Source organism: Salinivibrio kushneri (assembly GCF_005280275.1).
GTDB classification, from domain to species: domain Bacteria; phylum Pseudomonadota; class Gammaproteobacteria; order Enterobacterales; family Vibrionaceae; genus Salinivibrio; species Salinivibrio kushneri.
This window is the reverse complement of record NZ_CP040022.1, coordinates 26,468-45,709: the sequence shown is the minus strand read 5'-3', so window position 1 is coordinate 45,709 and position 19,242 is coordinate 26,468. Positions and strand designations below refer to the sequence as shown.

The 19,242-nt window shown below is 50.4% G+C and carries 18 protein-coding genes; 8 read left to right on the top strand and 10 right to left on the bottom strand.

Translation table 11 applies throughout. The annotated features are described in order from the left end of the window. Positions 1–88: 88 nt before the first annotated feature. Entirely contained in the window at positions 89–1,033 is a 945-nt protein-coding gene (ylqF, locus tag FCN78_RS13290) for a ribosome biogenesis GTPase YlqF (RefSeq protein WP_069363153.1), read from the top strand. A 66-nt stretch (positions 1,034–1,099) separates the two neighbouring features. Here the strand turns inward: ylqF and FCN78_RS13285 are convergent, their stop codons facing one another. From FCN78_RS13285 to nrdD, 4 genes are all read right to left on the bottom strand, one after another. After that, complete coding sequence (locus FCN78_RS13285) at positions 1,100–3,091, bottom strand: methyl-accepting chemotaxis protein (RefSeq protein WP_077659216.1); 1,992 nt, start codon at positions 3,089–3,091, stop codon at positions 1,100–1,102. Positions 3,092–3,260: 169 nt separating this feature from the next. Next, positions 3,261–4,445, bottom strand: a complete 1,185-nt coding sequence (locus FCN78_RS13280; RefSeq protein ID WP_069362954.1) for an amino acid aminotransferase — start codon at positions 4,443–4,445, stop codon at positions 3,261–3,263. 89 nt (positions 4,446–4,534) lie between these two features. After that, entirely contained in the window at positions 4,535–5,017 is a 483-nt protein-coding gene (gene nrdG, locus FCN78_RS13275; protein WP_069362953.1) for an anaerobic ribonucleoside-triphosphate reductase-activating protein, read from the bottom strand. Positions 5,018–5,026: 9 nt separating this feature from the next. Then, on the bottom strand, positions 5,027–7,168 hold the full coding sequence (gene nrdD, locus FCN78_RS13270) for an anaerobic ribonucleoside-triphosphate reductase (RefSeq protein WP_077650795.1): 2,142 nt from the start codon (positions 7,166–7,168) through the stop codon (positions 5,027–5,029). A gap of 351 nt (positions 7,169–7,519) precedes the next feature. On the opposite strand from nrdD, the gene FCN78_RS13265 reads away from it, so the two are divergent. The 4 genes from FCN78_RS13265 to FCN78_RS13255 all read left to right on the top strand — a co-directional run bounded on the left by FCN78_RS13265 (position 7,520) and on the right by FCN78_RS13255 (position 9,967). Then, positions 7,520–8,371, top strand: a complete 852-nt coding sequence (locus tag FCN78_RS13265; RefSeq protein WP_158014699.1) for an endonuclease/exonuclease/phosphatase family protein — start codon at positions 7,520–7,522, stop codon at positions 8,369–8,371. A gap of 114 nt (positions 8,372–8,485) precedes the next feature. Further along, entirely contained in the window at positions 8,486–8,629 is a 144-nt protein-coding gene (locus FCN78_RS15885) for a hypothetical protein (protein WP_155522534.1), read from the top strand. Positions 8,630–8,721: 92 nt separating this feature from the next. Then, on the top strand, positions 8,722–9,039 hold the full coding sequence (locus FCN78_RS13260; RefSeq protein WP_077458880.1) for a hypothetical protein: 318 nt from the start codon (positions 8,722–8,724) through the stop codon (positions 9,037–9,039). Between the two features lie 100 nt (positions 9,040–9,139). Next, positions 9,140–9,967 (top strand): DUF2797 domain-containing protein, encoded by an 828-nt coding sequence (locus FCN78_RS13255; protein WP_077659214.1) that lies wholly within the window; start codon positions 9,140–9,142, stop codon positions 9,965–9,967. 60 nt (positions 9,968–10,027) lie between these two features. Here the strand turns inward: FCN78_RS13255 and FCN78_RS13250 are convergent, their stop codons facing one another. Beyond that, positions 10,028–10,252, bottom strand: a complete 225-nt coding sequence (locus tag FCN78_RS13250; protein WP_069362948.1) for a DUF3389 family protein — start codon at positions 10,250–10,252, stop codon at positions 10,028–10,030. Beyond that, positions 10,242–10,703, bottom strand: coding sequence for a hotdog fold thioesterase (locus FCN78_RS13245; protein WP_077659263.1), 462 nt, complete (start codon positions 10,701–10,703; stop codon positions 10,242–10,244). Before FCN78_RS13245 ends, FCN78_RS13250 begins: the two co-directional genes overlap by 11 nt. Positions 10,704–10,893: 190 nt before the next feature. Between FCN78_RS13245 and FCN78_RS13240 the strand changes: the two genes are divergently transcribed. Both FCN78_RS13240 and FCN78_RS13235 read left to right on the top strand, forming a co-directional pair. Then, the gene (locus FCN78_RS13240) at positions 10,894–11,697 is read left to right on the top strand and encodes a M48 family metallopeptidase (RefSeq protein WP_077659262.1); all 804 of its coding nucleotides are present in this window, start codon (positions 10,894–10,896) and stop codon (positions 11,695–11,697) included. Positions 11,698–11,840: 143 nt separating this feature from the next. Beyond that, positions 11,841–13,406, top strand: a complete 1,566-nt coding sequence (locus tag FCN78_RS13235) for a sensor domain-containing diguanylate cyclase (protein ID WP_162274069.1) — start codon at positions 11,841–11,843, stop codon at positions 13,404–13,406. 28 nt (positions 13,407–13,434) lie between these two features. Here the strand turns inward: FCN78_RS13235 and FCN78_RS13230 are convergent, their stop codons facing one another. From FCN78_RS13230 to FCN78_RS13220, 3 genes are all read right to left on the bottom strand, one after another. Beyond that, on the bottom strand, positions 13,435–13,902 hold the full coding sequence (locus FCN78_RS13230; protein WP_069362946.1) for a PAS domain-containing protein: 468 nt from the start codon (positions 13,900–13,902) through the stop codon (positions 13,435–13,437). Between the two features lie 4 nt (positions 13,903–13,906). After that, a complete protein-coding gene (locus FCN78_RS13225; RefSeq protein WP_077523141.1) occupies positions 13,907–14,908 on the bottom strand; it encodes a response regulator in 1,002 nt (333 codons plus the stop codon). Between the two features lie 130 nt (positions 14,909–15,038). Then, positions 15,039–16,598: a hypothetical protein gene (locus tag FCN78_RS13220; RefSeq protein ID WP_077659212.1), complete on the bottom strand. Its 1,560-nt coding sequence runs from the start codon at positions 16,596–16,598 to the stop codon at positions 15,039–15,041. Positions 16,599–16,882: 284 nt separating this feature from the next. Between FCN78_RS13220 and FCN78_RS13215 the strand changes: the two genes are divergently transcribed. Continuing rightward, positions 16,883–18,031 carry an acyl-CoA desaturase gene (locus FCN78_RS13215; protein ID WP_077523139.1) on the top strand — a complete coding sequence of 383 codons (1,149 nt, stop codon included), beginning with the start codon at positions 16,883–16,885 and terminating at the stop codon, positions 18,029–18,031. 94 nt (positions 18,032–18,125) lie between these two features. Here FCN78_RS13215 and FCN78_RS13210 read toward each other — a convergent pair whose 3' ends face one another. After that, a complete protein-coding gene (locus tag FCN78_RS13210; RefSeq protein WP_077659211.1) occupies positions 18,126–19,100 on the bottom strand; it encodes a CobW family GTP-binding protein in 975 nt (324 codons plus the stop codon). Positions 19,101–19,242 lie beyond the last annotated feature (142 nt).

Sequence of the window (19,242 nt, the reverse complement as noted above, 5' to 3'; positions counted from 1 at the left end):
CCTCTGATTAAGTGGTATGATGCGCGCCATTCTTGCGCCACTGACTGGTATCGTGTTGGCGCACTGGCATCAGCAAGGTTGTACAAACATGGTTAACAACAAAATCCAGTGGTTTCCTGGGCATATGCATAAAGCTCGCAAGGAGATCGAAGAGGTCGTCCCTAAGATCGACGTAATCATCGAGGTGCTCGACGCGCGCATTCCGTTTAGTAGCGAAAATCCCCTGATCCGCACGCTTCGTGGTGAAAAGCCAGTGATCAAGGTACTGAATAAACGCGATCTAGCCGATCCGGCGATGACCGAAATGTGGATGGCGCACCTAGAGCAAGAACAGGGTGTGTCAGCGATGGCAATTACTACCTCGCACCCGCATGAAGTGAACCAGATTATGGATCGCTGCCGCGCACTGGCACCGCATCGGGAAACCATGGGAAAAAACATTCGCTCAATGATCATGGGGATCCCCAACGTCGGCAAGTCCACCATCATTAATAGCCTTGCTGGCCGAGTGATAGCAAAAACCGGCAACCAACCGGCGGTGACGCGCCAACAACAGCGGATCAACCTGCAAAACGGCGTCGTGCTCTCTGATACGCCGGGGATTTTGTGGCCAAAGGTTGAGAACCCACACAGCGGTTTTCGTCTCGCGGCAACCGGTGCCGTTAAAGACACGGCAATGGATTATGACGAAGTCGCCTTTTATACCGTGGAATACTTGGCGAGCGCCTATCCCGAGCGGCTTAAAGAACGCTATCAGCTTGATGCATTACCCGAAACAGACATTGAGTTAATGGAAGCGATTGGTGCCAAACGCGGTTGTTTGCGCGCGGGTGGACGGGTTGACCTCCATAAAGCCTCAGAAGTGCTTTTGCACGACTTACGCACCGGTGCGCTAGGTGGCCTCACTTTAGAGAAACCGGATATGATTGAAACCGAGCTGGTACAGGTTGAAGAAGACAACGCCCGCCGAGAACAAGAAAAAGCCGCTAAAAAAGAGGCCCGTCGTAAGCGTTACCTCAAAAACAAACGTTAATACAACTCGTGACATGACAACACGTCATATGCCAAAGGGGCATTCGTCCCCTTTGGCAAAGATATACTAGACTTTAAATTGCCCCACTAGTTGTTGCAGCGCCGTATTTGCAGCTTGTAAATCGTGTGCTCGTTGCTCGGTGGTTTGTCCGTGTTGATGCAGTTTGGCAACGATATCACGGATAGACGTCATGGTTTGGCTGATATCCTCAGTGACTTGGCTTTGCTCGGTGGCCGCCGTGGCGATTTGCGTACTGAGTTCGTCAACCTGCGTCACCGATTGGGTCATGGTGTCGATCCTCTGTTCAACCTGTTGGCTCCGCTCTGAGGATGAGACGCACTGCTCTCGAGTATTTTGCATGGATTGACTAGCCTGTGTCACAGCCTCGCTTACCTGTGCCAACATCTTATCAACTTCACCCGTGCTCTGTTGTGTCCGCGAGGCTAAGTTTCTTACCTCATCCGCAACGACCGCAAAACCACGCCCTTGCTCACCCGCCCGAGCCGCTTCAATCGCCGCATTCAAGGCAAGCAAGTTAGTCTGTTCAGCAATATCACCAATCACACCGAGAATGGATTCAATCGCGGTAGCATGCTCTCGCATTTGCGCGACTTTTTCCTCACTGGTTTCAACGTTATCGACGAGTGCTATAACACTGCGTGTCGATGCCTGTGTCTCTTCACGTGCTTGCTGCGCTTCTGATTGCATCTGACGCGTGACATCATGGCTTTGATTCACGTTTTCCGCCACATCAGAGGCAGAGGCACTCAGCTGATTAATCGCGGTAGCCACGCCTTCGGTTTCTCGCACATGAGCCTCTAACGTCGATAGTGTTTGGCTGGCGTCATGAGCAATTTGCTCAACATAGTTGGAGCAGGTTTGATTTGCGCTCATCACTTTCTGTACTAAATCTTGCAAGTACGCGATGAAATCATTCACTGAGTGAGAAATATTATCAAGCTCATCATTACCTTTAATTGGCAAGCGTAGTGTGAGATCCGCATCGCCTGAAGATAAACTATCCACGTTGTGCTTAAACGTCTCAAAGCGGCTATGAAGTCGCTTAAAGGCAATGAGCATGATCACGAGCAATAGGCCAATCAAGGGTAACTGGATCCAAGCAAGGGTAGTGAGCATTTTATCGCTCAGCGCCGTGAGTGCCGAGGTTGGTTTAGCCACGACGAGCGTCCAGGGCGTACCAGGGACTGGCGACAACAATAAGGTTTGCTCTTGGCTTTTACCTTGAAAAGTCACACGTTGCGTTTGTTGATTCAAGGCTGTCTCAATGGCTTTGGCAAAAGGCGTGTTAAAACCTGACACCGATTTAAGTACATCATCACGCGTGAAGCCCCCGCGGCTTTGGCTAAGGATCTTTCCATCAGATTCCACAATAGCAATCTTGGCATCTAATGCCTTTTGCTTCTCGGCGACCAATTGATTAAAAAAGCCAAGCGTGACATCAATGGTGGCCACACCGTATAAGTCACCTTGTTGATAAATTCCCATGGCGCAGTTAGTACGAGGCTGCGCACTCGCTCCATCTTTGTACGCATTAGCCCAAACACATTCTCCCTGAGGGGCATTTTGGCCCGCACGGTGCCAAGGTTGGGTGTAATAATTCGGGGCCTCGTCACTATTCCAGTAGGTATTCTCAACCAGTTGCCCACTTTCATCACGATGATAAAAGGTGGAGGCGCGATCAACGCCTGCGAGACGTTTGTTAGGCAGCGGCCATATACCGCCCCCGAATACCAAAGGGTTGCCGTACTGATCAATCAGGTGCGGTAACTGGGTATCGATTTGGGCGCTGGTTAACGTTGGAATTAGTTGCGTAATAGCCCGTTGCTGCGCTTTGACCTCACGCAGTGCAAAGGTAATATCACGCCCAACTTCATTCAGGCTCAGCTTAAGCCTTTCTTCTCCCTCTTTTTTTAGCGTTGGAGCAATCCATGTCTGAATGCTAAATATCGTCAGGATCGTCGCAATCAGTATAAATACGATCAATCCGATACTGTATCGGCCTTGTATGGTGGCAACCGGTGATCGAGTAGTCTGCATGAACATTCCCTATTTGTCTCCAGCTTCGGGACACGAGTATAAGACACCAAACTCTAATGTTGTAAAAAAAGCGTGGGGGAACATCACATTATGTGTGCACAGTTATAAAAAAAGCCCGTCTTACCAAAGTATGACGAGCCTATGAGAATACTTCTACCTGACCAATGACCTAACGAGTCACATCCACCAGCGCATCGGCCAGCCTATCAATGTGTCGTTCTGCTAGGCCGGCAATGTTAATCCGGCTATCACCGACTGCATACACGCCGTGTTTGTCGCGCAACGTAGCGACTTGCTCTCCTGTTAACCCCAAGACGGAGAACATGCCACGGTGGTGCTGAATAAAATCAAAATAACCATCGCCCGTGCGGTCGCGCAGTGCTGCTGTCAGCCCTTCACGCAATGCGTTAATCCGAGTATTCATTGCCTCAATTTCATCACGCCACTGTTTGGTGAGAGCGTCGTCGGTGAGGATGGTTTCAACAATCGCGGCGCCGTGATCGGGTGGCATGGTGTAGGTGCTTCGCGCCAGCTGCAAAATACGCCCTTTGGCGTTTTGGGCTTCTTTGGCGGATTTACCCACCACAATCGCCGCGCCAGTGCGTTCTCGATACAAGCCAAAGCTCTTAGAGCACGAGGTAGCAATCAACATTTCCTCAACGTTATCGGCGAGAATACGCAAACCACGCGCATCTTCCTCTACTCCATCGCCAAAGCCCTGGTAGGCAATATCAACAAACGGTGTAAAGCCATTACGGTTTGCAAGCTCGGTAATCGCTTCCCATTCTTTCAAGCTGATATCAGCCCCCGTGGGGTTATGGCAGCAACCGTGTAACAAGACCACATCGTCCGCACCGGCCTGTGACAAGGCGTTAAGCATGGCATCGGTATCCACCATTTTGGTGTCGCGATTAAAATAGGGATAGAATTTTACCGTCAGGCCCGCCGCTTCCATGACAGGTTTGTGATTCACATAGCTAGGATCAGTCAGCCATACCGTGGTCACCGGCTTAGCCAAGTTCATCAAATCGGCCAGCATACGCAGCGCACCACTTGCGCCTGGTGTTTGTACCGCAGCGCAGCGATCATAAGCATCTGTCCCTTTGAGCAGAAGATCAACCATGGCTTGGTTGAAATTTTCATTACCTGCCAGCCCAACATAGGCTTTGGTTTGTTGGCTTTGTGCCAGTGATTGTTGCGCCGCTTTAACCGCTTGCATGATCGGCGTTTGACCGTGACTGTCACGATAAACGCCAATGCCCAAGTCCATTTTATGCTCGCGTGGATCGTCACGATACGCCAATGATAAGGAGAGAATCGGATCCTGCTGAGCAGGCGAGAGCAGATCTAACATAGTATTACGTCCTTTTAAGCTTGGATGCTCAAGATACGCTATACCCTACCCCATGCGGGGAAATTGGCAACCTCTTAACCATGATTCTCTTACCCTTTTCGGGCTCGCTCGGACAGAAAGTGTACGCATTGATTGGCACTTCCCCGCCACACCAAATGAGGATCAGCCTCATCTTGGATAAACTTGCCGTCAATTAATACATCAACCAGATCCACAACATCTCGCTGTTTTGATGACAATTCTGCCAATGTATAGCCTGTCCACAGCCAAATGTCTTTGCTCGGCGCGCGGCTGACCACCTCTTGTAACAATTCTTTTACACTGTCGATATTGGCAGGATGAAGCGGATCACCGCCACTTAATGATAATCCTCGGCGCGGGATCCGTGAATCGAGTAAATCTTGAACAATCTGCTCTTGCATCAGGTCAGTGAAAGGATGGCCGCTGTTCAGCGGCCAGGTGGCTTTGTTGTAACAACCACGACATTGATGTTCGCACCCCGACACAAACAAGGTACAACGTGTGCCAGGCCCGTTAACCACATCAACCGGAAGGTATTGGTGATAATTCACGTCTTCCCCCTACATGTGTTTCACACGGCGAATCACTTCTTGTTGTTTGCCCGGATTAAAAGGTCGCGTATCAGGGCTGCCTAAATAGCCGCACACACGTCGTGTCACTGACACACGTGCCGGATCGTGATTGCCACACGCAGGACAGGTAAAGCCTTTGCTCGTACAATCAAATTCACCGGTAAACCCGCACTCGTAGCACTCGTCTATAGGCGTGTTGGTCCCATAATAAGGCACGCGATCGTAGCTGTAGTCCCAAACGTTCTCTAACGCTTCTAAGTTGTGTTGAATGTTGGGGTATTCCCCGTAGCAAATAAAGCCGCCATTGGCTAAGCGTGGGTAATCCATCTCAAAATCGATTTTATCGTAAGGCGTCACCTGCTTTTCCACATCCAAATGGAAACTGTTGGTGTAATAGCCTTTATCTGTCACGCCCTCAATCACGCCAAACGCCTGGGTATCGAGCTGACAAAAACGACTGCACAAGTTTTCACTTGGGGTGCTGTACAAACTAAACCCATAGCCTGTTTCGGCTTTCCAACGCTCAGTGGCATCGTGAAGATAAGCCACAATCGCCTTGGCTTTCTTTTGTTTCACCACGCTGTCGTAGATGTGCGGCGCGCTACCGTACAGCGCATTGATGGTCTCGTGCAGGCCAATGTAGCCGAGCGAAATGGACGCACGTCCGTGTTTAAAAATCTCGCTGACATCATCGTCTGGGTTCAAGCGGATACCACATGCACCTTCCATATATAAAATCGGTGCCACCCGCGCTTTCACGCCTTTAAAGCGAGCAATCCGGGTATCGAGTGCTTGGCGCGCAAGGTTTAGTGTCGCATCTAGGCGGGCATAGAACTCTTCCTCATCTCCTTCCGCTTCAATGGCCAAACGCGGCAGGTTTACACTCACAACCCCTAAATTGTTTCGGCCTTCATGCACCAGTACACCGTCTTGTTCATAAGCACTTAAAAAGCTGCGACACCCCATTGGGGTTTTAAAGGATCCGGTGACGGATACCACTTGGTCATAGTTAAGAATATCGGGATACATGCGTTTAGACGCACACTCGAGCGCCAATTGCTTGATATCGTAATTGGGATCATCGGCCCGACGGTTTAAGCCCTCTCGGATACAGAACACGAGTTTCGGGAATACCGCTGTTTTGCGATTCTCCCCCAGACCCGCAATGCGATTGGCTAAAATCGCACGTTGCACCGCACGCGCCGCCCAGGATTCACCGAGCCCCAAGCCAAAGGTCACAAAGGGAGTCTGTCCGTTGGCGGTATGTAAGGTGTTAACCTCATACTCCAACGATTGAAAGGCATCAAAACACTCTTTGTCGGCGCGCGCACGTGCATACGCTTCAGGCTCCTTAATTGCCCACTCACGCGCGACCAGTAAGTGCTTTTGATAACTGGCTTCCACATAGGGTGCCAGCACTTCATCAATGCGGTTAATGGTGGTGCCACCGTATATATGGCTGGCGACTTGCGCGATGATTTGGGCGGTCACCGCGGTGGCGGTGGCGATAGATTTGGGCGGCGCAATTTCCGCATTGCCCATCTTAAAGCCTTTTTGCAGCATGCCAGCCAAGTCAATGAGCATGCAGTTGAACATCGGGAAGAAAGGCGAATAGTCCAAATCGTGATAGTGAATTTCACCTGACTCATGGGCTCTTACTACGGCACTGGGCAGCATATGTTGTTTGGCGTAGTGTTTGGCCACAATTCCCGCAAGCAAGTCGCGTTGCGTCGGGATCACTTTACTGTCTTTGTTAGCGTTTTCGTGCAGCAATTCAGTGTTAGTTTGCCCTACCAGCCCTTGTACTTCATGATTCAAACGGCCACGGCGCTCACGGGCGATATCTCTATCATGACGGTACTCAATATAGGCGCGCGCCACCGCTTTGTGCGGCCCAGCCATCAGCACATCTTCAACGGCATATTGGATATGATCGATATCCACTTCGGCATCGCCAGCAAACTGCGTCGCAATCGTATCGGCTAACCGTCGGATCTCATCGTCGCTCAGTTGACATTGCTCAGCATCACGCATCGACTGCGCTGACTCGCGTGCACAAGTCACCGCCTGGACGATTCGAACTGCATCAAATGGGACGCGCGTTCCATCGCGTTTAATTACCGCTGGCATATGCCCTCCACACCATATATAGGATATACAATAAAATAAAAACACAAGATGTGGCATTAGATAGCAATTAGGGGATTCATTGTGTTGACACAGATCATCGAAGTCTCGAATAACCTTCGTCAGGCGAACTAAATGCCTATCTGTGCCGCAATCTCACTGATCTTCGTTATGATAGTTATCAGTTAAAATCAAAGGTTCTCCGCAAAGTGCTACAATGCGCCAGTGCATGCCCAACATTTCCAGTAGGATCACAGAGAAACGCGTAATAATGAGGTATCCACCATCGTACTTCGAGTTTTAGGCCTGCTCGTGCTTGTCGGAATATTTTCAGCCCCTAGCTATGGGCTGACAGTGGCAACATGGAATTTTGAGTGGCTGACCTTAAAGGACGATCAGCGGGCAGGCATCCGTCATCAAGATGATTATCAACAGCTGTCGTCGATCTTTGTTCAACTCGCTCCCGATGTGTTGGCTTTTCAGGAGGTTGATAGTCCTGAGGCGCTGGCACGCGTCGTTCCCGCGGAGGATTATACTGTCTATTTTTCCGACCGCTATGCAGAACTTAAAGCACGATCCCAAAGCCAGCAGCTCACCGGGATTGCCGTGCGCAAAGGTTGGAAGGTGGAGGATCCTAACGATCTGCGTCAAATCGCGCTGCCGGGTTTTTTTGGCGTCCCATCACTGCGATATGGCACCTATTTAGTAGTTACGCCGCCTAATCAAGCACCAATACATATTCTATCGATACACCTGAAATCTGGGTGTTTCAAACAAACCCAAGCCTCACGAAGTTGCAACAAACTGCGCAAGCAATTCAGTGTGTTAGCCGATTGGGTGCTTGAACATGGTGATAAAAACATTCTCATTGCTGGCGACTTCAATCGCTATATCAGTGATAAACAGGATCCCTATTGGCAACAATTTCGCCAAGCCCTCCTTGAAAATACCTCCGCCCCACCCGATATTGTTAATGTCACCCAAAGCGTGCGTGCACGGTGCAAAGCGAGACGCTACAACTGGCGCACCCAAACATGGAATCAAGTGATGTATAGCCGTTTGGTCGATCATATTTTGGTGTCTGAATCACTGGCTTCTCGGTGGCAATACAGCTTTCAGCATCATTTTGCCTATCACAAGGTGATGAACTATCGACTTAGCGATCACTGCCCGGTGGTGGCGACGTTTAAAGCCAATGAGCGCTAAAAGCGATTGACCTCCCCAAAAGATTGCGAGAGGCTAGCACATTGTCATGGTGATGACATAAAGGGTCGTTAGCCTCCCTTCATATGGACTGTTGAAGTCACCCAAGGAGAAAAAATGGATAGCTTACAACATCAAGTCATCCCGACCGATGACGATTTATTAGCCGATTATCTCGGTGATATTGGCGTGCTTCACGGCCAAGATGCGCGCAGTGACAACGACGTATTTAGCGACGACATCGAGGACGCAACACGATAGGCATCGATGTTGCGTTTCTAACATCACGCTGACAACCACACTCTCGCGCCGTAGTAGGTTGTTAGTACATTCACCCACATACCTGATGCACTATGAAAAAACGTCTTTCTATCGCGCTCTTTTTTCTTTCTTTTTTATCATTCCACGCCTCTGCTGCACCTGAACTTATCGCCAAATCCACACTCGATTTTGGCGACTTTGAAGAAACGGCCAACGTAGAGATACAAGGCAATATTCAAGAAGATGTCTTACGCCTGGCCGAACGCGGGGTGGAAAAAGAAGAAGCAGATTATTTCGTGATCGAACAGGTTAGTGAAGATACCAAGAAAGATCTCTTAGTGGTCTCGGTTACGCTTTATCGTGAGCACACCACAGACACGCAAAAAAGCCTAGAAGCTCGCCTCGGCTAATCCGTTTTCGAGACAGGCAGGTTGCCGCTTGCCTGTTTTCCTCTCTGCCTTACTCCGCTCTCTCCCATTTGCTAAACTTGCCGCTCTTACTAAAACTAGAATGAGCAATGTCGTGATTGGAACCTTAGATAAGATGCGCACAGAAGCCGGCACAGAGGTACAGTACTTTCTGCGTGTCGGTGACGAAGAACTGCATCTCAACCCTCTCCTTGGACAAACACTAACCCTGACCCACACTGGCAATATCTTTTGCGATGCCTGTGGGCGAAAAACCAAGAAAAGCTATTCGCAAGGTCACTGCTACCCCTGTATGAAAAAACTCGCCCGCTGCGACATGTGTATTATGAAACCGGAAACCTGTCACTATGCACAAGGTACCTGTCGCGAACCCGAGTGGGGCGAGCAATTTTGTATGACCGATCATATTGTCTATCTTGCCAACACCTCGGGATTGAAGGTGGGTATTACCCGCGCCAACCAAATGCCCACACGTTGGCATGATCAAGGTGCCACGCAAGCGCTCCCTCTGTTTCAGGTGAAAACGCGCCAGATTTCCGGGCTAGTTGAAGTCGCGATGGCGCAACATGTGGCGGATAAAACCAATTGGCGTGCTCTTTTAAAAGGCGATAATGCTCAGCTTGATCTCCATGCCGAAGCAACGCGTCTGACCCAAGCCATTGAGTCAGATCTCGCTGATATTCGCCTGCAATATGGTAGCGATGCCGTGCTGCCCGCCGAGCTAGATGCCCTAAGCTTTAGTTACCCTGTCACTGAACACCCTACCAAGATAAACTCACACAATTTTGATAAAAATCCGGAAGTGGGTGGAGTGTTGCAAGGCATTAAAGGTCAGTATCTGATATTTGATACGGGCGTGATCAACGTGCGCAAGTTTACCAGCTACGAAGTGACCGCCTCGCACAGCTAACGGCGCATCAAACAAACCGTGCCAGTGGTCGTGACCACTTGCACGGTGTTGGTGAGGCGACTACTGAGGTTGGATGCCCGTCATATCTGAAATTAACGCAATATGTTGTGCACTTAACGGCAGTGACCAACGGACATCACCGGCATCGGCCACCAGCACATTGGCGTCGGCGATAATCTGTAGCGAGTCGGATTGCACCTGCATGCTCAATTTCATTGCGGGCAATTTGATCACCACCTCATGGGCGGTCACGATCAACTTACCTTGCTCGATATCAACCACCATTAGCGCGTTCCTCCAAAGGCTTATCGGCGCGTTTATCGCTAAGCACCGCCATCGTAAGCCGGCTCACGCACACATCTCGGCCTCGTTCATCCTGGATGGTGATATTCCACACCTGCGTAGTTGCGCCGAGATGCACAGGGGTCGCCACGCCAGTCACCGTGCCTTCTCGCATCGCACGCAGATGATTCGCATTGATGTCCAACCCGACGCAGTACTTTCCTTCCGGCACACACATGTTCGCCGCCAAGGAGCCCAATGTTTCCGCGAGCACGACAGACGCCCCGCCATGGAGCATACCCAGCGGCTGATGCGTGTACGGGGCCACCGGCATGGTGCCCGTTAAGCTGTTATCGTCAAATGCGGTGTATTCAATACCCAAATGCGCGACCAATGTATTGGCTGAAGAGGCATTTAACCCCACTAATGACATGTCTTTTTTCCAAATACTCACAATACTTTCACCCATTGCCATTTGTCCCGATGGAAACGAAATCGCTGCGCGAAACGCGGACTACCAAGCTGCGCCCAACGCTGCCTGCGCGCATCAGTAGACGTTAAGCCAAGAAGCCAGTACATTAGCACTCTGATAGCTTTGCTAATAATCACTGCGACTGTGGCGCAAAACGATACAGGAAATGATCATGCTACGCACTGCCAAAACCGTCATGTTATCTCTATGCCTGATGGTCGTGCTTTCATCTTGCTCTCACTCACCAACAGGACGAAACCAGTTATTGCTCTTTTCCGGTGATGACATGGCGAACCTAGGACAGCGTTCGTTTGAGGAGATGAAAAAGTCGCAACCTATCAGTGACGACCAAGCCATCAACGCCTACGTGCAATGCGTCACCAACGCCATCTTAAAAGTCGTACCACCGCAAACCAACTTCTCGGAATGGGAAGTGGTGGTATTGGACAGCGATCAAGTCAACGCCTTTGCCCTTCCCGGCGGCAAAATCGGCGTTTACACCGGACTGCTCGATGTAGCACAAACCCCGGATCAATTAGCCGCGGTGATCGGTCATGAAATTGGTCATGTTTTAGCCGACCACAGTAATGAACGTCTTTCTCGCTCTCAACTTGCCGCACTGGGGCTAACGGTTACTGGTATGTCTTTATCAGATAGCCCTCATGCCGCCATGGCAATGGCAGGTTTAGGGCTTGGCGTGCAAGTCGGTATTTTGCTGCCCTATAATCGCGCCCAAGAATCAGAGTCAGATAAAATTGGCCTACAATTAATGCATCAAGCAGGGTTCGATCCAAGTGCGAGCGTTACCCTGTGGCAAAATATGGCAAAAGCGTCCAAGGGCGCACCTCCGGAGTTGCTCTCAACTCACCCATCACCTGATACCCGTATTAACGCGTTACAAACAGGCGTCAGCCAATTGCCCAATGTCCCTCATCGCTTAACTGCAAACTGTCAGCGACCGCCATCAACGCAATAAAAACAAACATTTCCTTAACAAAGTGAACGTCATCACAAAGCCTGCATACAAACGCGGGCTGCGCGTCATAGCGTGAGAACAGCCCGTCGTCGTCACACAAAAAAATAACCTATATGTTACGCTTAAGTTTTATTAGAGGACGAGTGACGACACGCGTGATGAAGCCGCTTTTCATCTTGTTTTTTTTGATGTTGCAGGTGCCGTTTGCCTTCGCAACGGCACAAGAGACAAACGATCTTTTTGAGCAGCTGTTTGAGAAGCATGCATTAGTCATGCTGCTCCTTGATCCTGATACGGGGAAGATAAAAGCGGCTAATCCAGCCGCCAGCGAGTTTTACGGGTATTCACAGCAGACGCTGAGCCAAATGAATATTGCCAGCATTAATGCGCTGTCCCCCGAAGCGATCGCTGAAGAACGTAAGCTGGCGGCATTAGAGGATCGAAGCTATTTCATTTTTAGTCATACGCTATCGGACGGCACAACCAAAACAGTGAAGGTGTCGTCGATACCTATTGTCTACCACGATGAGCCAACCCTTTTTTCAATTATCACCGATATCAGCGATTATCGTGCCACCCAAGAGTCATTGTGGCACTATCAAAATCGACTCGAGCAAATGGTGGCACAACAGACCGAGCAAATTGCCAAGCAAAAAAATGACCAACTGATTTTTACATCCTTGATTATCGTTGTACTCGGCGCAGGGCTTGCGACAATGTGGTTTGTGCTCACTAAGTCACGACGCACCGAGTATGAGCGGCAATTGGAGCGTAAGCGCTTAGATGAAATAATCCGCGGCACCCATGTGGGCACTTGGGAGTGGCATATCCCTAGCGGAGAACTGGTCATTAACGAGCGCTGGGCAGAAATTTTGGGTTATCAACAGCACGAGCTAATGCCCGCTTCCTTTGAAACCTGGGAAAAGCTTTGTCATAGCGACGACTTCGCGCGCGCGTCTAACGAGCTTGATGCCGCCTTCAGCGACACTAACCCTTTTTATGAGTGCGAATTTCGTATGCTACATAAAGAGGGGTTTTGGGTCTGGATTTTGGCAAAAGGCAAAATCATGGAGTGGGATCGCGACCACAACCCGATTCGCATGGCGGGCACCCACCAAGATATCAACGAAACCAAGCGTCTTTATCTGCAATTTGAGCACATGGCGCATACCGACACCCTGACAGGTGCCCTCAACCGCGTTGCGTTTAAGCAGCGCGCGGATATTGTGCTGGCGCAAGCACGCCAACAGGGCGCACATTTTGCCCTACTGTTTATCGATCTCGATGGCTTTAAGAAAATAAACGATACCCACGGCCATGATGCCGGTGACAGTGTGCTCATTGAAACCGCCGAGCGGATGGGACAGAGTATCCGTAATTCGGATACCCTCGCTCGCCTGGGCGGCGACGAATTCGCGGTGATTTTAGAGTACACCAGCCACTCAACAGATGCCGCTCGCGTCGCCAAGAAAATCATCGCTTGCCTCAATCAGCCGTTTAAGGTGGATGAGCAGCAACAGGCGCATCTATCAGCCAGTATTGGTATAGCGTGCTACCCGGAACACGGCGAGTCGGTTGAGCAACTTCTTAATTGCTCCGACGCCGCCATGTATTATGCGAAGAAGTCGCTAAAAGGCGGCACTTATGCCGTCTGTGACCCTGATAATCATGCAACCACGAGCAACAACCGCGGGAAACAATCACTCTAGACACTCACGGTTGGCTATTTTGAGATGCTTATTTTTGCGCGGCTTGTTGTGATGGTGCTGTGGCACGCGGCGTTTGGCTCGCCAACGCCTCATTGGTCACATCCTGGATGGAGATAAACATGTGATTGACCTCACCCCGCGTATTCGCCATTGGGTGCATGGTGACGTTTTGATACATAAAGGGGAGCTGACCGGTGATCGGGCGAACATGACGACAACGGAACAAGTACGGGCGTTGCTGCCAGACAATAAAACTGCGACAACGGAGATCGAACACGGGTTGCGACTTGGCACGAAACCAAGGCTCATTGATTTCCGGAAACACCTCGAATAACGAGCGATTTTGCACGTCTTTGGCGTGTTTACCGCTATGGTGGACCATAAAGCCGTTCCACATTTGGATGTGGAAGTCTCTGTCTAACACAATCAATCCCATGTCGATGTGCTGCACCATGTCGAGCATCCAATGGAATTGGTCAAAATCTTCTGTGCTCATCGCATTACTCCTCATCCATTAGGTAGGCCAACTTCGCATCGAGCAGCGGCAAAGACTCATCCAGTAGCAATAGTAACAAATCGCATTTTATATCTGTTCCGTCTATCTGATAGCTCACCTCAATGGTTACTGTGCGTTTCCAAGACCCTTTCATCGCCGCTATCAACTGATCCACTTCAGCGTGCTGACCCAAGAGCGCCGGATAGCTTTGCGAAAACTCTAACGCGCCTTGATCGCCTAAGCCCTTTAAAAAGGCACTAATCAGAATATTGCTAATATCTACCAGCAATTCGAGCTCGTTGTCGACCGACCCATCCTCGGGATAGTCCAGCAATTTCACCATCTCGGTAATACTGGAATCACTGATCAGCATCAGTGCTTCGCCAGCGATCCCTTCCCCACTAAAGCCCTGACACACACCGTTCATAGTATTTGATTGTGCCAAGTGACGAATGGTCATGGTCAGCTCAGTCACTTCAAACACGTTCACCTGTGGCAGTGGCATGTGGACGAACACCCCACAATGTCGGGCAAGTTTATCTGCTGCCTGCCCCATGGCAATATTCACCACTTCCATGTAAATATCTCGGCGACTGAGTTTTTCTGTTGGCGCGTGTGAACGCTTGGTCTCTGACGCAGAGGCAGTGGATAAATACGCTTTGATTAATGCGTCGACGCGCTCACGACTGATGGGCTTTTTAACAAAGTCTTTCGCGCCCCGCTCCAGCACTTGCTGCTGAGCAAGCGGCTGAATGTCGCCTGAGACCACCACGACAGGCACCGTCATCCCGGCTTCTTGCATTGCTTCGAGCGTTTGGTATCCATCAAGTTCCGGCATCGTCAAATCAAGAAACATGATGTCGATCGGCTGACTACTTAAGACGTCCAACGCCACGTTACCATTTTCGGCAAAATGTACATCGGCGTCCAAATCATCGGGGAGTGTTCGCGCTAGCTGCTTGCGCGCAAGCGCAGAATCGTCAGTGATCAGTATTTGTGTGGTCAAAAGCCTCTCCTTTCCGACTTCTTTGCTGAGAGTGTGGCTGGGTTAACACTGTAAGCATAAACCAAGATAGCGAGGAATGAGGGCAAACCAGTCAAAATGCGATGATTCTTTTGATATCAGGAGGCTACTTTTATCTCTGGCATAAATGAGTAAGGCGATCTGAGCGACTGATCAGGTTGGGGGCATGCAAGTAAAAATAATGCAAACATGTCAAACAAAGCTGGACGCATTGGTACACTTTTTCGCTGATGATCTCAGGCGAGTCGTCAAATTCACCCGTGATTAACGCTTGCCAATCCTCGGCAAACCTATCGACCATAGTAATGTCTCTCTCTGGCGCAAGGATATGGCTCAAGGCCTTTTTTATCGGGGTGATATCTTCACTCGCGGCAAAAATATTTCTCAGCGCAATAATCACATCCACCAATGCGTCTTGTGTATCTGGCTTTTTCGCCGCGTTATAAAGACGAGACATAGCCAAGCGAATACCACGCGAGTCGGTGTCATCCACCAGCATACTCCAGCGTTCAATATCAACTAAGTCTGTCTCACTGATCGCCACCGGGTCGTCCGTTTCTGCTACCGAACCAAAGTCTTGGCGCCGATTATCAAGCGAGAAAGGATCGATACGCCACACCCATTCGGGGGCAACGAAAGCCTTATGCTCCCCGAGATAGCAAAGCGCCATACACAAAACAATATTCAGCTCAGTGGTTTGTTGTTCCGTCTCGGCATCTAATACCTCTTCAGGCCAATCATCGTCCTCTAAAAAATCACCAAAGTTAATCGCAAACGCATAACCCGACTCGAGCATGAACCCGTTATCGCGACGTTTGGCCATTAGACGCGCCGCCTGTAGAACATATTCCGCAATCCCAGGGGTATAGCGGCGCACACTGCCCCATTTCGTATCCAATTCAGCCAAATTGGTGAGTGCCGCATTGCGAAAGCCCACAAACATCGGAATATGAGCAACTTCGCCATCAGCTAAGCTACGTGCCATCTCCAGCATTTCTTGCACGGTTTCCACGAACGTATCAGGGCTAACAACCCCGCGAATGCGCATCAAGTCATAGCTATTAACCAGAATCGACACGGGTAAACTGGCCAAACTAACCACGCCGCGGTGGCCACTGGCATCTTTGTAGTCGCCGCAGGTTTGCTGCGGCTCTTTCCCAGACGTTGTGAATAAGCGAGACAGAGCAGGGTCAGCGGCCATACGTTTTTGAACCTGCTTACTGACCGGGAACTGCTCAATCGCCGCGGTGAGATAACCAGCCCCTCGGTAAAAAAGGTGCGGCCGCTGTCCCGCTTTAATCAAAAATAAAGGATAAAGTTCACCCGCCAGTTGGCAAAACGCACTGGTTAAAGGGTCCGAACTATTAATTCGCGTCGCCAGCTCACCACCCTGCTGCGCACGCCAGACGTTTAAGACGTGGCGTCCATTTTGCATCACGTGCGGCAACCGATAGAAGAAGGACTGTTCACTTTCTCCTTGCTCCACTGCAGACACACGTAAGTGGCGACAAAGCTCAATATATTGATTGAGTGTGTCGCGCTGAATCCGGCTCAAACCCAGTTTTTGCATCAAAATTAAGCGGCCTTCCGCTTCTGTCACATTCAGGATGTAGCTCACCACGCGGTGGCCCATCGCTTTGACAAAATGCGGAATAGCCGGATAGGACATCATCGTTTCCTAACCTTGTGTTAATCGTTCACAGATATCAATACGTGCTCAGGCATCTATTATGGTATCGACATCAGAGCGGAAAACTATACCGTTCGGAAGCGTCGGCCATTAAAGACATGACCCCTTTGGGTGATGTTAAAAAGTAGAGCGCTTCCATTGACTTGGCAAGCCGGGACAAACCCTGAAACACTTTTGCCCACAAAGGCGACGGTGGATGCTTGACCAAGCGATCGCACGCATCTATTCTAGCGTACAAGTGTACGCTTAAATGAAGATGACGAGTTATGGATACCAAGGCTTCAACCTCTCCCCCTCAGAAACCACGCTTAATCTGGTTAAACATTAGCGTGTTTACCCTCACGTTTTTGATTGCAGTGATAGGAACACCATTGTGGGCGTGGCATCACGGCTTTGATTGGGTGCAAATTACCGCGCTGATTGTTGCGTTTAGCTTTTGTGGCCTGTCGATCACCGCCGGCTATCACCGGTTGTGGGCCCACAAAACCTATCAAGCCCATCCGGTGCTGCGCTTTATCTTCGCCATTGGTGGGGCATTTGCGCTGCAAAACAGTGCGCTTCATTGGTCGTCGGATCACCGCATTCATCACCGTCATGTCGACGACAACGACGTTGACCCCTATTCCGCTAAGCGCGGCTTTTGGTTCTCACACCTTGGCTGGATGCTGCGTGAATACCACCCCAACCGTTACGGCGATTACAGCAACTGCCGCGATCTGCAAAAAGACAAGATCGTGATGTGGCAACACAAGCACTACCTTGCGCTAACACTAGCAACCAACTTTGGCTTCCCTATTGCGTTTGGTTTGCTCCATGGCGATGTTTGGGGCGCGATTTTACTGGTCGGCTTTACTCGGCTAGTGCTTAGCCATCACACCACCTTTTTCATTAACTCGCTGGCGCATGTGTGGGGTAGCCAGCCTTATACCGATAAAAACACTGCGCGGGATAATGGTGTGCTTGCCTTGATGACTTTTGGTGAGGGCTACCACAATTTTCACCACATCTTTGAGAACGACTACCGCAATGGCATTCGCTGGTGGCAGTTTGATCCTACCAAATGGCTGATCAAAACCGCGTCTTGGCTGGGTCTCGCGGAAAAGCTGCGCGTGACCCCCGAAGAGAAGATTGAAAAAGCGCGTGCGACCATGCAATTGCAGCGCATCACGCAACAGCTTAGTGACAAGCCACACGCGTCGCATCGTCTGCAAATCTTGCAACAAGAGTATGATGCCTTGGTCGCCAAAATGGCGGACTACTACACACTGAAAAAACAGCTGTTAGCGCTCGAGCGCGACAAGCTGCGCGAAAAAGTCGAAAACGCCGAGCTAACCCAGCAATACCAAGATTTAAAGGTGCGTTTTCAGCAACAAAAACGCAGCTGGCAGGTGCTTACCGCCAAATATGCTAGCTAGACGCGACGAGCACGCGACACACATCAAACCGGCCACTTGGGCCGGTTTTTTTAGCTGGCACGGACGTGCCGCTGACAAGATCTGTTTATGCCCTTTAGTGGGACGAGGTCAGGAAAGAAAGCAGGATCGACTCCAGCTCATCCCACAGTAAGGCGTCGGTATCGATCACTTCGATGCGCGACTCGGCGTATTCAATCGACATAGGCGTCACAGTAACCACCTGATTGGCGACGTTAAACGCGTAAAAACCCTCGTCAGTATTGACCACTGCTTTAATCCGTTGGGCGTTGATGTTGCTCAATAGTCCGTATAAAGCATCAAACGGAAAGCAACAGTGCGCGGCAAACAACCAGCCGCAGCTGACATAGCCCTGCCCTTGGTTCTCTTTGCGGGTATAGGTATCGTCCGGACCCAGTGCTAACGTGGTCATGGGCTCGGCATCATTGTGATGGTGATGATAGTGCGCTTGACGAGCGTGACGCGGTAACGCAAGCCACGTGGTCTCGAGCGCGCCCTGTTCGACGCCGGTGACCAAGCTTTTCTCGCCATCAAACGCGGCGACATAATCATAAAAGGTGGCGATTTGCGCCTCACTACACTGGTCAAGCTTGTTGGCCACCACCACATCCGCGAGCGCGATTTGATCATGAAAGTTTTGATTTTCACGATAGCGCACATCATCAATACAACGCGGATCCACCAAAGTAATGGTCGCGCCCAGCGACAAGGTGGTATCGAAAGGCGGCTGAGTCAGCTTACCGATAATGTCTTTAGGATGACCCAGTCCCGTCGGCTCAATCAAAATCCGATCCGGCTGCTCGGCGAGCAAGGTATTGAGCCCCACCGTCATGGGTAAGCCAGCCACACAACACATGCATCCGCCCGGCACTTCCTTTACCAGCGCGCCTTGTTCAGAGAGGATAGCGCCATCGACACCCACCTCACCAAATTCGTTCACCAAGATAGCCCAACGTTCATGTTCGGGTTTATTCGCCAGTAAATGACGAATCGCCGTGGTTTTCCCCACGCCAAGAAACCCAGTGATAATGTTGGCTGCGATCTGACTCATGATTCTATCCGCTCGTTACTTGTATCGGCGTAGTGTAACGGATTGCGCCACACGCGTCGCCTTTTGGTCACGCACATGGAACGTGTCCATGTGCAGCTCAGTGAATGGCACAAAAAATGATGAAATATCATGCACTCACTGC

What these genes read in the sequence shown, in the direction of transcription:
- FCN78_RS13220 (WP_077659212.1), bottom strand. Translation starts at nt 16,598, where the DNA reads ATGATGTCCTATCCGGCTATTCCGCATTTTGTCAAAGCGATGGGCCAC.
- FCN78_RS13255 (WP_077659214.1), top strand. Translation starts at nt 9,140, where the DNA reads ATGAGCAATGTCGTGATTGGAACCTTAGATAAGATGCGCACAGAAGCC.
- FCN78_RS15885 (WP_155522534.1), top strand. Translation starts at nt 8,486, where the DNA reads ATGGATAGCTTACAACATCAAGTCATCCCGACCGATGACGATTTATTA.
- FCN78_RS13285 (WP_077659216.1), bottom strand. Translation starts at nt 3,091, where the DNA reads ATGCAGACTACTCGATCACCGGTTGCCACCATACAAGGCCGATACAGT.
- FCN78_RS13230 (WP_069362946.1), bottom strand. Translation starts at nt 13,902, where the DNA reads ATGAGCACAGAAGATTTTGACCAATTCCATTGGATGCTCGACATGGTG.
- FCN78_RS13250 (WP_069362948.1), bottom strand. Translation starts at nt 10,252, where the DNA reads ATGGTGGTTGATATCGAGCAAGGTAAGTTGATCGTGACCGCCCATGAG.
- FCN78_RS13240 (WP_077659262.1), top strand. Translation starts at nt 10,894, where the DNA reads ATGCTACGCACTGCCAAAACCGTCATGTTATCTCTATGCCTGATGGTC.
- nrdD (WP_077650795.1), bottom strand. Translation starts at nt 7,168, where the DNA reads ATGCCAGCGGTAATTAAACGCGATGGAACGCGCGTCCCATTTGATGCA.
- FCN78_RS13260 (WP_077458880.1), top strand. Translation starts at nt 8,722, where the DNA reads ATGAAAAAACGTCTTTCTATCGCGCTCTTTTTTCTTTCTTTTTTATCA.
- FCN78_RS13280 (WP_069362954.1), bottom strand. Translation starts at nt 4,445, where the DNA reads ATGTTAGATCTGCTCTCGCCTGCTCAGCAGGATCCGATTCTCTCCTTA.
- ylqF (WP_069363153.1), top strand. Translation starts at nt 89, where the DNA reads ATGGTTAACAACAAAATCCAGTGGTTTCCTGGGCATATGCATAAAGCT.
- FCN78_RS13210 (WP_077659211.1), bottom strand. Translation starts at nt 19,100, where the DNA reads ATGAGTCAGATCGCAGCCAACATTATCACTGGGTTTCTTGGCGTGGGG.
- FCN78_RS13215 (WP_077523139.1), top strand. Translation starts at nt 16,883, where the DNA reads ATGGATACCAAGGCTTCAACCTCTCCCCCTCAGAAACCACGCTTAATC.